Raw genomic sequence first — 13,089 nt, forward strand, 5'->3', positions numbered from 1 at the left:
CAACGGGCGGCCGAGGAAGTGCCTCGGCTGGCGAACAGCACACGAGGCATTCACCGAGGAAGTGTTGCGCTTAATTTGACAAACCGTCACAAATTTTACAGACTTTCCGATGAATAGAAGTTAAGGTGTTTTTTTTGTTTTCAAATATAAGCTTTTTAATTTCTTCTTGTACATTTTCTTCTACTTTAAAGCTTCCTGAATCCGAGCGCTTTCTTCGGATCAATCCTTTCAACCCTGATTGTTGATATTGATTTACCCAATGGTATAAAGTTCTTTTTGGAACCCCTGATTCTTCAGCAATATTACTCAAACTTTCTTCATGCTTAAGATAAGGGGCAATCACTTGATATTTATCCATCGCATTTTGTCGTAGTTCTTCTGAATATGAAGTTAATGGAGGAAGTTCTTGGTTCATGAGAACACCTCTTTCCCACGATTAAATAAAATTAATCGTCAATTTTTATTTATCCAAGTAACGATAAAGCGTTGACTTGCTGATTCCTGTCATCTCAACAATTTCTTTCACACTATATTCCTCACTTTCGTACAATTTTATTGCTCGTTCAATATCTCGTTGGTTCACAGGAGGACGCCCGCCTTTTCGCCCTCTAGCTCGAGCACTTTTTAAACCTTCTTTTGTGCGTTCAACAATCAAATCTCGTTCAAATTGACTAAATGCTTGAAACACAGTCATCATAAGTCGCCCTTGGGGAGTGACCGTATCAAAATTCTCTTTTAAGCTGATCAACTTTACATTATGTTCTTCAAAGTAATTTACAAGATCAATTAAATCTTTTGTGCTGCGCCCCAAACGAGAGAAGCTTTCCACGATTACTGTATCATCTGGACGCAATTTATCTTTCAGCCGATTTAATTGCGGACGGTTAGCTTTGGTTCCCGTCATTTTTTCGGTCAGTATTTCGTTGCAGTTATGTTCATTGAGCAAATCCAACTGACGAGACAATTCTTGTGATCGTGTACTTACCCTTGCATACCCATATATATACCCACTCATAATCCTCTTCCTTCTCTATTTTGATTTTCTCAATTGTATCATAAAGGGTGGGTAAAGATACGTAGATAAAGAGCAAAGTTTTGGCACTAAAAAACCCTTCTTCTAGTCTATAAAAGTTGTTATTTAAAATCGTCCCATAATCGATTGTTTTTGAGACAAAGTAATTTATAAAAAATATGCCTCTAACGTTTTTAGAACGTTAAAGGCATATTAACTTCAGACAGTTATTACTATACCCTAGATTTATGGGTTTTGATAGAATTAATTAGATTTTAATAAACGAAGTCCATTCAGAATAACGACCAACGTACTTCCTTCATGAATAGTGACACTGATTGCTATATCTGTTAGACCTAATAAACTCACTACAACTAAAAAGGCTACGACTGCCATTGAAAAAAGGATGTTTTGCCATATGACACGATTCATTTTAGAAGAAATTCCATGAGCTTTAACCAATTTAGATAAGTCATTCTGCATTAAAACTAAATCAGACACCTCTACTGCTACATCGGTTCCGTCTCCCATGGCAATCCCTACATTTGCATTCACAAGGGCTGGGGCATCATTTACACCATCACCCACCATTGCTGTTACGCCGTATTTCTCTTTTTGCTCGTCTATAATTCGAGATTTATCTTCTGGCATGACATTCGCGATTACTTCATCTATTCCTAATTGTTCAGCAACTGCTTTTCCTGTCATTTCTGAGTCGCCAGTGATTAGAGTGGTGTGTATGCCTTGTTCTTTAAAGTATTTAATAGTTTCTTTTGCATGTTCACTTGGAACGTCCATGAGAGCTATAAGTCCAATGACATTCTCATCTTCTGCTACATATACGACTGTCTTACCTTCTGATGCCCACTCATTATTTAAACGAATATATTCATTTGCAACCTCGTCAAATGAAGTTGGTTTTCCGATCCGATAATTTTTGCCGTTGTAATCTCCTGTCAACCCTTTACCAATCTGATTTTCTACTTCAATAGTCAGTTGATTTTTTTGTTCAAACTTTCTTAGAATGGCATCTGCTAAGGGGTGATTGGATTCTTTTTCAAGAGCTACCACGATATCAATCATATTTTCTTCGTTCACGGAATCAGCAAAATAATAATTGGTTACTTCAGGTTTTCCTTTGGTCAAAGTTCCGGTCTTATCAAATGCAATGGCTTGAGTATCGGCTAATTGAGACAGGTAAGAACTACCTTTTGAAAGGACGCCTTTTTTGGCCAAGTTAGAAGTCGTCGATAAAGTTACCGATACAGTAGCTGCTGCTAAAGCACAGGGGGAAGCTGCCACTAAAAGGACCAATCCTCTATAGATACTTTGTGACCATGTCCAGTCTAGGAGAAAAGGAGCCAATAACATGAATAACGGAATGGCAATTAAAACAACTGTAACGTATTTCGGTTCAAATTTTTGGATTATACTCGCAGCTTTTGTTTGGTTGTCTTGGTTCTGGTTTACTAACTGTAAAATTTTTGAAAATACTGTATCTTTATTTTCTTTAGTGACTTCCATTGTGAAAGTACCTGTTCCATTGATTGTACTTCCGAAAACGTAGTCTCCTTTGGACTTCTCTTTTGGGATACTTTCTCCATTAATAGACGACTCATCAATGGACGTAGAGCCTGACAAAATGACGCCATCAATGGGGACTTGATCGCCATTCAATACTTGAAGTTGATCTCCCACTTTTAATTCACTGACATCAACAATCTTTGTATTCCCATCAGGCAAAATTAACCGAGCAGTCGTTGGATTCATTTCGAGTAATTTCGTGATTTCTCGTTTACTTCTTCCTTCAGCGTAATCTTCCAGGAAATGTGCGCCTGAAAAAATGAGAATCAACAACGTTCCTTCCCAAAAATTCCCTATTGCTGAAGCTCCTATAGCCGCTAATCCCATTAAAATATGAGAATTAGGCGTGAACTTATTATTTGCTTTTGTGTTCTCAATTGTTTCCCCAAGGCCTTCAAGAATAATGACATGATACCCCGCACTGATGGTAGCGATTGAAAATAAAATGTTTTGTAGCAACTGATAATCTTCATTCAAAAATAGAGCGATCACTGCTAATACTAAACCAATAAAGTATAAAACGATTGGCATTTTCCCGTGATCATGGTCATGGTCGTGGTTGTGATTATGTTTTTCTTGAGATTGTTGTTCTTCGATAGTTTCCATTTTTATCACCTTCCTATATAATTCCTTTGATTTCCATTCATTTACTTATTAAATCACACAAATTCCCACTAAAAGAAGAGAAGTATTCATGTAATTTCCATTGTCTCTGACTCCTTTAAGTTGTCCCATATGTAAATCGGAATCTTTACGTCTTACATATGAATAACAAATCATATGTTTACAAAATCATATTAACTCACTGTATGAGCTTTGTCAAGACAAGATGCTTCTTGTTCAAATGGACTACTATTATGAATACAAAAGTCTTAATTTAGTCTATAAACTAAAAACTTGCATCGTTTTTGATTACGGCCACGAGTTTTTACCGCCTCTGACATCTTATGTACCACCGAATGCCACGATTAGTACCTATCAGTGCCAGACATTGACCATGCTTTAACTCAAAGTCCGTTGGACAAGAGTTTGCGGTGTTGTAAGCCATCCATTGCGTACGACTGAGCCACCAAGTGCGAAGAAAAGAGCCATCACTTGGATGGCCCGGACGTCAGCGTGTTGATATACCGTGGCGTTCCCTCATCGATATCTCACCGTCGATCATGATTTGATAGGAGTCATGGATGATCCGGTCGAGGATTGCTTCCGCGATGGTTTCGTTTCCTAATCGAGAATGCCACCCGCTCGGGTCGATCTGCGAACAGTAGATGGTGGAGACGGTCTTATGCCGCGACTCGGAAATTTCGAGGAGGATTGTCGCCTCGTCAGTCGTCAAGTCGGTCAATAGCCACTCATCGAGGATGAGTAGGTCGACTTTTGTATACTTTTTGAGGAGTCGTCGGTAGCTCCCGTCGGCTGCGAGTTTCGCCAGTGTCAGTTCGTCCAACAGTTCAGGCAGACGGATATATCGCACCTTGAACGACTGGCGGCAGGCCGAGACCCCGAAGGCGGTCGCGAGATAGGTCTTCCCTGACCCCGTCGGTCCCTTCAGGATCAAGTTGTGGCCATCTAAGATGTAAGTACCGCTGGCTAGCTTGAGGATCTGTTCTTTTTTCAACCGACGGTCGGCATGGTACTCGATGTCCTCGATGCAGGCATTCGAATTGATGAACGAGGCGGCCTGGATCAGCCGGTGCAGCTTGCCGTTCTTTCGTCTGGAATGCTCGAAGTCGACGAGTAGCGCCAATCGTTCATCAAAGTCCAGGTGCTGGAAATCGCGGTTGGATGACTGTTCCTCGTAGGCCTCGGCCATCCCGTTCATCTTCATCTCGATCAGTTTGGCCATCGTCTGCTCATTCATCTGTATCGGCTCCCCCATAGTATGCCGCACCACGCATGAAGCCATAGTGACTGTTGGCAGTTTCCGTCTTGCGTTTCAACTCCTGCTCGGCGTCGCTCTTCTTATTGTTTGCCAGGATGCTCTGGATGCCTTTGACCGTCGGTCTATTGGTCATGGAGACAATCATCTTACAGGCACGCTCAATCTCATATTTGGAATAACGTCGCTCCAGCTTTTTCAGCGAGAAGATGGATTGGAGCGCCAAACGTTCGGTCTGTGAAGAGTCGAGAAGGAAGTTAATCACTGTCAGGGTGTTTGGCCCTGTCCCATTTGCCCAATCTTTTGCGTTCTCCGGAGTCTGGTCGACGTAGAGCTTATGATTGTCGGGCATGTGGTCGCGGTTGGTCGATAATTGTCCGAAACGTCCGATTGTGCGTTTGTGTGAGGCGATCCGCATCTCGTTGAAATACACCTCGACCAATTGTTCGGTCAGTCGCACCTCGACCTGACAGTTGATGTATTCGTAGGGCACCGAGTAAAACATGCTCTCGATGGATATGTGATAGTCCGGCCGGACTTTCGCGGTCCGTCAACTCGACTGTTTGTACGAATGCTTCGGTAATGGCACCAACGCGAACCTCTCTTCCTCCTCGAATGCGGAGAAACGGCTACCGGGCTTCCGGGTGAACGGGCGACGGTTGAACTCTTCCAGCTTTTCATGGACCTCGCGGTTCAGCTCCTCGAGGCTGAAACAGTGGACGTTCCGAAGGGCGGCGATGATCCAAGTCGAGATGACACCGACGGAGCCCTCGACACTCGGTTTGTCCTTGGGTGCGCTCACGCGCGCGGGCATGACGACCGTCCCATAATGTTCAGCCAGCTCCCGATATGTCGGGTTGAGAATGAGTTCACGTGAAGTGTTCCTCGTGACACCGGTCTTCAGGTTGTCAGGGATGAGAATCTGGGTACTCCCACCGAAATAGTTGTAGGCATGGTTATGGCACGTGATCCATGCCGACAGGTCCATCGAGATGCTCGCCTCGGCATAAGACAACTGGCTACAAGGCAATGTCGCCACGAATATGTATGCCTTTATTTTTTCTCCGGTGTCCCGGTCGATGATGAATGCGGTTGAACCGGCCCAGTCGACTTCCATCACCTCTCCTGGTTTGCGATGAATCCGGAGCGTGGCCTTGTGTTTGTTCGCGTGAGCGCTGTAATGTCGTACAAAACTCCGATAGGAGTAAGGGATACGTTTGTTTGTGCGACATTCCATCTCGTACTCATGATGCAGGAGAGACAGGGTGACGTTCGGCTTTGCCAACTCCCTGTGCACATAGTCAAAGTCGATCGGGTGCCTCCCTGAAGATTCAAGCGTCTTCTCAGGGAATAAGAACTCTTCGATCCACTTGTCGGTCATGTCATCATCGAACGGCCCCGTCAAGCCTTTTTCTGTTGCCCGTTCAATCACTTCCGTCACCTTCTGACGCGAGTTGCCGGTGCTAGCTGCGATGCTTCTGAGACTGAGTCCTTGCTCTTTAAATCTTAGGATGGCGGAATAACGAAGCATAAAAACCCTCCCCTGTGACAATGTCACACCTAAGGTGTGCACATTAATCATAGTGAGGGATTATGAAGGGTGGTCGGGAGTTTGGCATCGCTTGGTAAATTGTTCGTCACTCTTTGGTAAATAAGATTACAAGACTGGTACATTTCAATGGCCGTAATCAGTTTTACCCATGTGGTATTATATATATGAACGGAAAATCATATGAGAGGAATAAGAGCATATGGATACATCAACATCTTCGCCAATCAATAAAGAGAAGATTCAATCAATAAGCAAATTATTCAAAGTGATTAGTGACCCTACACGCTTGTCGATTCTCTTTCTCTTACAGAAAAAAGAACTCAGTGTTGGAAACATTGTGCTTGCATTGGATATGGAACAGTCCGCGATTTCACACCAACTAAAAATATTGAAAGATTCACGTTTAGTGAAGGCAAGAAGAGAAGGGAAAAGCATGGTTTACAGTCTTGATGATCTTCATGTTTTCAGTATTCTCGAACAAGTCTTAACTCATATCAATGAACAAGAACAATAAAAGCTAATAAGGTATAAAACTAAATGGAGGTTTTTAAAATTTCAAAGTCAGAGAAACAAGAAAATCACTCGCACCAAAATCAACCGAATAAGAATATTAAAATTGCTTTTTTCACCAACTTTATTTTTTCCATGATTGAATTTTTCTTTGGGTCTCTTTTCAATAGTGTGTCAATTATGTCCGACGCCGTTCATGATTTAGGAGATTCCATTTCTATTGGATTCGCTTGGTTTTTCCAGGGGTACTCAGAAAAGCAGCAAGATGAACAGTTCACTTTTGGTTATAACCGCTTTTCATTATTAGGGGCGTTGATAACTGGAGTAGTACTGATCGGCGGCTCATTTTTTATGATTTACCGAAGTATCCCACGTTTGATTGATCCGCAACCGGTTAATTACAGTGGCATGTTTTGGCTTTCACTCGTGGCTATTGGATTGAATGGATATGCGGCTTGGATTCTAAGCAAAGGGTCATCTAAAAACGAAGGCATGTTGAACCTGCATATGCTAGAAGATGTATTAGGGTGGATTGGGGTCTTGGTTGTGAGTATCGTAATGAACTTTACCGAGGCTTATCGATTGGATCCAATCTTATCGATTTTGATAGCACTCTATATCCTCTATAAAACTGTACCTGAATTTTTCAGTACAATGAAAATTTTATTGAACGGTTCGCCGGAAAATGTAAACGTAGAGAACCTGGCGAACTCCATTAACAATATTCCTGCTGTAAAGGACCTCTCTCATTTTCACATTTGGTCACTGGACGGAGAAGAAAATGCCCTTATCGTTACGGTTCTTATAGACTCTTCCGATATAAACAAGACTAGGGAAATCAAAGAAGAAATTGCAGAGCTTGCCCATACATCGGGTGTAAAGGATCATATCACAATAGAAATAACTACAAGTAAAGACGAACTGGAAAAAGGGTATGCTTATGGCAGTTAAAGTATTTATATATTGAAAAAAGGACTATTTTAAATCGAGTAGGAGACTAGTCAATTAATGGCTAGTCTCCTACTCGATTTATTAGTGCAAAGCACCCCTTAAATTTAATGCAAAATAAAATTACAATTTACACGAGTAAGAGTGCCCGCTGATTCGTCGAATGATGATGATGATGATGATGGTGGTCGTGATCATGATGATGTCCCATAACTGACTCCTCCTTCTACTGTTTATCTTATTCCATTTTAACCAAACATTCAAACGTTCATTTGAATGAAAAACGATAAAAAAACGGGAGAATGAATTCCCCCGCTCTGTCTCATTTTTGCTCCAAGCGGACACGCATGACGCCGCTATAAGGGAACAGTTTCAATTGGACCGTCTCACCCTCGAACCAAATTCCGGTCACTTGTTCGCGAGTCGGTTGTAAGTCTGGCGTCGCGATGGCTTGTTTGTCCCAATCAACGGCCCGTACTTTTTGGTCCCGGACCATGAGGAAGAATCCATCATAAAAATGATACTCGTTCACTTGGTCGCGTTGAACGGCAGAAGGACTGCCAAGCTCCGCACGGACGGTTTCGAGATCTTTCCCAATCCAGTCAAGGACAGACTCTGAAGAGTTCGGGACAACTTGTTGCCAAGCGGCAATCACCTCGTCATCCGATAATGCTGTCGCCTCTGTCGTCACACTTTCTTCTGTTACCCAGCCGGTCACCCGCTCGTTCAACTGCACTTTCACAAACCCACTTACCGTCTCCAACCGTTCAAATCGATCACCCAAGTCGGCTTCATAAACGACCGTGACCCGGTCATCCGCGTATACTTTCGTATACGGTTGCCCGATATAAATCTTATCTGCTGATTCCGTCTCAGCATCAGTATCAGCCGGTTGTTCCGACTCGGAGTCGACCATTTCCGTGGCAATCTCATCTGATTCCGGTAAAGCCGAGTCCTGCTTCTTGTCAATCAGTGCCGCGAAGGCGATGATCCCGACCAAGGCGAGCACTAGTGCCAATGCCGTCGTGATGCGGAACACGCGTTTACGCTTCCGCGTCGTCGCACGCGACAATCTTCCTCCATTCATGTTCTTCACTCCTACTCGATTCGATTCATTTCACTCGTTTCGTCAAATGGTAGGAGGTTTCCTGCTTCATCAAAAAATTTCAATTCATCTTTTGTCAATTCGTCCATCGTTCTGACCATTTGTTCGACATCGACCGGTTCATCGCGCTCATCGTTCTCACGTATGACAATGTGCTCTCCTAATTCAATCGTGCGCGAAGTCAGACGATGAAAGTAGCGGTCGTGGGAAATCAACAATAATCCACCCGGATAGACGGACAACGCCGCCTCGATTTGTTCGCGTGTCGCCACATCTAAATAGTTCGTCGGTTCATCTAATGCCAACAGATGGGCATCCGAGAAGTACAAGATGAGAAACGCGATTCGACACTTTTCTCCCATGCTCGCCTCGGTAATCGGTCGGTGCACTTCATCTCTCCGGAACAAGAAGTGAGCGAGCAACGTCCGCGCCTCCGTCTCTCCGATCTCACTATTGGCGAGTAACGCCTCAAGTAACGTTCCGGTCTCCGGGAGACGCTCGAGCGTTTGAGAGAAATATCCGATCTTCAGACGAGGATGTCGCTTGATCACGCCCGAGTGTGGTAATCGTTCACCGATCAGCACGTTTAATAACGTCGTCTTTCCGCTTCCGTTCGGTCCGGTAATCGAGATCCGCTCTCCTTTATTCATCGAGAAGGAAAACGGTTCATAGAACGGCTTGTCGTATCCAAACGTCACATCCTCACACGTCAGCCACGTTTTCGCTTCGAGCTCATCCGCCGCAAAACGGACGGAGATGGGTTTCTCCTCTTTTGGTTTTTGTGGACGATTGTCTTCGAGCTGCCTTAACTTCTGTTCTCTTGCCTTCATTTTGACGGCGAGATTGGCCGCTCCTTTTTGCGCTCCCGGACTGCGGACACTCGCTGTCGCTTTCGCCTTTAAGTGCCACCCTTTATATTGGGCAATCATCTCGAGAAGTTCTGCCTTTCGGTTCTCGTATCGAGCATGTGCTCGCTCGTCACGCACGCGTTCTTCTTCTTTTTGATGTTTATACGCCGTATAATTTCCCGGGTATCGTGTGACCCGGCCATCTGACAGTTCAAGAATGGTCGTTGCGACATCATCCATCAGTTGACGGTCGTGTGAGATGATGAGCACCGTCCCCTTGAACTGATTCAACCACTTCGTGAGCCAGTCGATTGACTCGAGATCGAGATGGTTCGTCGGTTCGTCGAGCAGGACGAGGTCCACCTGCTTCATCGTCAGTGTTGAGAGCTGAGCTCGCGTCTTCTCGCCTCCACTTAGCTCGTTCATGTTTCGAAAGAGGTGCTCCTCCAGCCCAAGTCGAGTCAATGCTCTTGTCGCCTCTTGTTCCAAGTTGTACACATCGAGTGCGAGCGCCCGTTCATAGGACCGCATGACACGCATCTCGTCACCAGAAGAAACATCTTCATAGAGCGCATATCGTTCAAGATCACTGCGCATCGTCCACTCAAGTACGGTCATGTCTGTCGATTCGATGGTCTGTCGGACGAGTCCGACCTCGCCAAGACATTCAATCTTCCCGGCTTGCGGGGTCAACTCCCGGGTCACGAGTCGGAAGAGCGTCGTCTTCCCACTCCCGTTCAATCCGAATAATACGGCACGCTCTCCAGCCGCGACCTCGAACGAGACCGCGTCAAATAATGGTTTCCGGTCATAGTCAAACCGGACTTGTTTTACTGCTAACATCTGTTTCACCTCGCTTATGAATCCGATACGCGATGAAACAAAAAACACCATCCGCTTCAAAGCGGTGGTGTGAAGGAATCCGTTCAAAGAGGAAAACGAGCGCTTCCCGTATTTGAAAAACTGGACACACTTCACCCGTGACTGTTCAAGCGAACAGTGATGATTCGTCTCATCGTTGGAGTGAACGTGTATTTTTCATGGCACGGTGTACCTCTCTTTCCTAAGTTACTGCCACCTTATCAAATTGAAAGCGGATTCGCAAGAGTGTACCCCACAATCTCCCATTTTTTCTACTCCTTTAGGCGGATGCGGTGCATCTGTCCTCGCGATATGATGACAGTATATTCGAACAGTGAGGTGATGCATGATGCGTCGACGCATCCTCGTTCCGAGTGCCGTCTTGGCGAGCGTCGGAACGTTTCTCTATACACGATTCAAACGACAGCTCCCCCGTCCGCGCTTTAAATGGCCGGAACGTCCAGAACTGACAACCATTGATGAGACGCATGTGCAGGCGACGTGGATCGGGCATTCGACGGTCCTCATTCATTGGTATGGGCTCAAGATTTTAACGGACCCCGTCTTCTCAAAACGAATCGGTGTCCATCTCGGACCGCTGACAGTCGGCATGAAACGTCACACCGCTCCGGCCCTCTCCATTGAGGAGGTCGGCCCGGTCGATGTCATCCTACTCAGCCATGCCCATATGGACCACTTTGACCATAAAAGTTTGAAGCGACTCATCACTCGCGAGACGATTGTCGTCTCTGCTCCTGGGACGAGCCGCCTGTTGCGCCGATACCCGAGTCTGCAGACGCTCGAACTGCATCCACATGACAAAGTGACACTTGCGAACGGGCTCGATGTCCGCGCCATTCCCGTCAAGCATTGGGGCAACCGTTTCCCGTGGGACAAACATATGGGGTACAACGGATACCTGCTCAAATACAAAGGGATTCGTATGCTCTTCGCAGGAGACACGGCCTATACCGACTCCTTCAAAGGACTCGCCGACCGTGAACCGATCGACCTCGCCTTCTTCCCAATCGGTGCCTATCAACCGGACTCGTTCCAGGAAGCACACTGTACTCCGGAACAGGCTTGGATGATGTACAAAGAGAGCGGAGCGAAGCGTTTCTTCCCGATGCATTGGGATACGTTCGTCCTTTCTTATGAGCCTGTCGAGGAACCGTATCATCGTCTCGTCGCGGCCGCAAAACTCGACCGTGACCAAATTGTGATCAAGGCGCACGGGGAAAGCATCCGTCTGTAGTTTTTACTTTCCCTTCATCCAAAATTTCGGTAACGTTATAGACGAGAGGGAGGGATTTTTTATGGAATGGACGACGTTGAATAATAACGTCAAGATGCCGATGCTCGGGCTCGGTGTCTATAAGGTCGAAGATGGCGCGGTGACGGTCGATACGGTCAAAGCTGCGCTCGATGCAGACTATCGATTGATCGATACGGCTGCGATTTATCAAAATGAAGAGAGTGTCGGACAAGCGCTTCGTGAAGCAGGCATCCCACGGGAGGACGTCTTTGTGACGACAAAGCTTTGGAACGAGTTTCACGGATTCGACGAGGCGCTCCAAGCGTTTCAGGATAGCCTAGATCGGCTCGGTCTCGAGTATGTCGACTTGTTCCTCATCCACTGGCCGATGCCCCGTTTCGGTAAATTCGTCGAAACGTACAAAGCACTCGAACAGTTGTATGAAGAAGGACGCGTCCGAGCAATCGGAGTCTCAAACTTTGAAATCGAGCATTTGGAACAAATCATTCAATCATGCTCGATTGTCCCGGCCGTGAACCAGGTCGAGATCCATCCATATTTGTCTCAGAAAGAACTGATTGCATTCTGCAAACGATATGACATCCAGATTCAAGCGTGGAGTCCACTCATGAAAGGACGCGAAGCGCTCGAAGATGAGACGATCGTCAAGATTGCGAACGCTCACGGCAAGTCACCGGCCCAAGTCATTTTGCGTTGGCACTTACAGAACGGCGTCGCCGTCATCCCAAAATCCGTCACACCGAGTCGAATCAAAGAAAATATACAGGTATTCGACTTCACGTTGACGAAAGAAGAGATGGCGGCCATCGATGCGCTCAATCGTGACGAGCGGACCGGGTCCGACCCGAAAGAGATGCATAAAATCCATTACTGAGGAGTGAATGACATGTTCAAAAAACTGGCTTCTGATTTGACTGGCTTCAGCGACATCGGTGAGGTGATCGACCCGTCCGATTTTGATAAGGCGGACTCGGATGATTATGTCCTCCATGAGGATAACGAAAAGATCTATTTCTTGATCAAATCAAAATCGGATGAATACTGCTTTACAAACTTAGGTATGATTCACCTTGATGGAACGAGTGCGATGAGTTCGAAACGAGTGCTATATCGTTACCCGTACGCACACTACCCGATTAAGCACGTCATGTTCGAGACGGCCGGCACCGTCGACCTCGATGTCGAAGTCAAATTCACAATCGGCGACAAGCCATACTCGATCGATATCAACAAGAAACAAATCGAGCACGTGAAAGATTTGTACAAGGCACTCCTCGCGATTGAAGAGATTCAGCGGGAAGGCCGTCGCATGATGGAGTATGCGAACACATCATTGACTCACTCCGTCTCGATCTTGAGCGGACTCCGTGAAGGTGACATGAACGTGCCGAACACGTTCAAGGAATTGAACGAGCAATCGTTCGATTGGCTACAACGTCACTATCATGAATGGAACCGTAAAGACTTCGGTACGGTTTACGAGAAATACATCAATAACTAAAAACAACTCCTCC

The 13,089-nt window shown here is 45.6% G+C and carries 13 protein-coding genes; 5 read left to right on the top strand and 8 right to left on the bottom strand.

Annotated features, from left to right (window positions below; translation table 11 throughout):
* Window positions 1–70: 70 nt before the first annotated feature.
* The 6 genes from KNO71_RS15050 to istA all read right to left on the bottom strand — a co-directional run bounded on the left by KNO71_RS15050 (window position 71) and on the right by istA (window position 6,006).
* Window positions 71–415: a helix-turn-helix domain containing protein gene (locus KNO71_RS15050; protein ID WP_214689262.1), complete on the bottom strand. Its 345-nt coding sequence runs from the start codon at window positions 413–415 to the stop codon at window positions 71–73.
* A 45-nt stretch (window positions 416–460) separates the two neighbouring features.
* Window positions 461–1,015: a recombinase family protein gene (locus tag KNO71_RS15055; RefSeq protein WP_211779434.1), complete on the bottom strand. Its 555-nt coding sequence runs from the start codon at window positions 1,013–1,015 to the stop codon at window positions 461–463.
* A gap of 261 nt (window positions 1,016–1,276) precedes the next feature.
* On the bottom strand, window positions 1,277–3,202 hold the full coding sequence (locus KNO71_RS15060) for a heavy metal translocating P-type ATPase (protein WP_214689264.1): 1,926 nt from the start codon (window positions 3,200–3,202) through the stop codon (window positions 1,277–1,279).
* Between the two features lie 505 nt (window positions 3,203–3,707).
* Window positions 3,708–4,457: an IS21-like element helper ATPase IstB gene (istB, locus tag KNO71_RS15065; protein WP_214689272.1), complete on the bottom strand. Its 750-nt coding sequence runs from the start codon at window positions 4,455–4,457 to the stop codon at window positions 3,708–3,710.
* A complete protein-coding gene (locus KNO71_RS17880; protein ID WP_333745424.1) occupies window positions 4,450–4,968 on the bottom strand; it encodes a hypothetical protein in 519 nt (172 codons plus the stop codon). The genes istB and KNO71_RS17880 overlap by 8 nt, the downstream gene beginning before the upstream one ends.
* Window positions 4,969–5,025: 57 nt before the next feature.
* Window positions 5,026–6,006, bottom strand: a complete 981-nt coding sequence (istA, locus tag KNO71_RS17885) for an IS21 family transposase (protein ID WP_333745423.1) — start codon at window positions 6,004–6,006, stop codon at window positions 5,026–5,028.
* Window positions 6,007–6,226: 220 nt separating this feature from the next.
* On the opposite strand from istA, the gene KNO71_RS15075 reads away from it, so the two are divergent.
* Window positions 6,227–6,541 (top strand): ArsR/SmtB family transcription factor, encoded by a 315-nt coding sequence (locus tag KNO71_RS15075; RefSeq protein ID WP_211779438.1) that lies wholly within the window; start codon window positions 6,227–6,229, stop codon window positions 6,539–6,541.
* 23 nt (window positions 6,542–6,564) lie between these two features.
* On the top strand, window positions 6,565–7,488 hold the full coding sequence (locus KNO71_RS15080; RefSeq protein ID WP_211779439.1) for a cation diffusion facilitator family transporter: 924 nt from the start codon (window positions 6,565–6,567) through the stop codon (window positions 7,486–7,488).
* Window positions 7,489–7,807: 319 nt separating this feature from the next.
* Here KNO71_RS15080 and KNO71_RS15085 read toward each other — a convergent pair whose 3' ends face one another.
* Window positions 7,808–8,572 (bottom strand): hypothetical protein, encoded by a 765-nt coding sequence (locus KNO71_RS15085; protein WP_214689278.1) that lies wholly within the window; start codon window positions 8,570–8,572, stop codon window positions 7,808–7,810.
* A gap of 11 nt (window positions 8,573–8,583) precedes the next feature.
* Window positions 8,584–10,281: a ribosomal protection-like ABC-F family protein gene (gene abc-f, locus KNO71_RS15090; protein WP_214689280.1), complete on the bottom strand. Its 1,698-nt coding sequence runs from the start codon at window positions 10,279–10,281 to the stop codon at window positions 8,584–8,586.
* Between the two features lie 367 nt (window positions 10,282–10,648).
* Here abc-f and KNO71_RS15095 point away from each other — a divergent pair, with 367 nt between their 5' ends.
* The 3 genes from KNO71_RS15095 to KNO71_RS15105 all read left to right on the top strand — a co-directional run bounded on the left by KNO71_RS15095 (window position 10,649) and on the right by KNO71_RS15105 (window position 13,076).
* Window positions 10,649–11,554, top strand: a complete 906-nt coding sequence (locus tag KNO71_RS15095; RefSeq protein WP_240499792.1) for an MBL fold metallo-hydrolase — start codon at window positions 10,649–10,651, stop codon at window positions 11,552–11,554.
* 61 nt (window positions 11,555–11,615) lie between these two features.
* Window positions 11,616–12,449: an aldo/keto reductase gene (locus KNO71_RS15100; protein ID WP_078146482.1), complete on the top strand. Its 834-nt coding sequence runs from the start codon at window positions 11,616–11,618 to the stop codon at window positions 12,447–12,449.
* A gap of 12 nt (window positions 12,450–12,461) precedes the next feature.
* Window positions 12,462–13,076 carry a PH domain-containing protein gene (locus tag KNO71_RS15105; protein WP_015881030.1) on the top strand — a complete coding sequence of 205 codons (615 nt, stop codon included), beginning with the start codon at window positions 12,462–12,464 and terminating at the stop codon, window positions 13,074–13,076.
* Window positions 13,077–13,089: the final 13 nt, after the last annotated feature.

It is taken from the genome of Exiguobacterium sp. s163, assembly GCF_018617135.1.
Taxonomy (GTDB): domain Bacteria; phylum Bacillota; class Bacilli; order Exiguobacteriales; family Exiguobacteriaceae; genus Exiguobacterium; species Exiguobacterium profundum.

Bases quoted from the DNA above. Each gene is read 5' to 3' on its own strand.
- istB (WP_214689272.1), bottom strand. From the start codon at position 4,457: ATGAATGAGCAGACGATGGCCAAACTGATCGAGATGAAGATGAACGGG.
- KNO71_RS15100 (WP_078146482.1), top strand. From the start codon at position 11,616: ATGGAATGGACGACGTTGAATAATAACGTCAAGATGCCGATGCTCGGG.
- KNO71_RS15105 (WP_015881030.1), top strand. From the start codon at position 12,462: ATGTTCAAAAAACTGGCTTCTGATTTGACTGGCTTCAGCGACATCGGT.
- KNO71_RS15055 (WP_211779434.1), bottom strand. From the start codon at position 1,015: ATGAGTGGGTATATATATGGGTATGCAAGGGTAAGTACACGATCACAA.
- abc-f (WP_214689280.1), bottom strand. From the start codon at position 10,281: ATGTTAGCAGTAAAACAAGTCCGGTTTGACTATGACCGGAAACCATTA.
- KNO71_RS15060 (WP_214689264.1), bottom strand. From the start codon at position 3,202: ATGGAAACTATCGAAGAACAACAATCTCAAGAAAAACATAATCACAAC.
- KNO71_RS15050 (WP_214689262.1), bottom strand. From the start codon at position 415: ATGAACCAAGAACTTCCTCCATTAACTTCATATTCAGAAGAACTACGA.
- KNO71_RS15085 (WP_214689278.1), bottom strand. From the start codon at position 8,572: ATGAATGGAGGAAGATTGTCGCGTGCGACGACGCGGAAGCGTAAACGC.
- KNO71_RS15095 (WP_240499792.1), top strand. From the start codon at position 10,649: ATGCGTCGACGCATCCTCGTTCCGAGTGCCGTCTTGGCGAGCGTCGGA.
- KNO71_RS15080 (WP_211779439.1), top strand. From the start codon at position 6,565: ATGGAGGTTTTTAAAATTTCAAAGTCAGAGAAACAAGAAAATCACTCG.
- istA (WP_333745423.1), bottom strand. From the start codon at position 6,006: ATGCTTCGTTATTCCGCCATCCTAAGATTTAAAGAGCAAGGACTCAGT.
- KNO71_RS15075 (WP_211779438.1), top strand. From the start codon at position 6,227: ATGGATACATCAACATCTTCGCCAATCAATAAAGAGAAGATTCAATCA.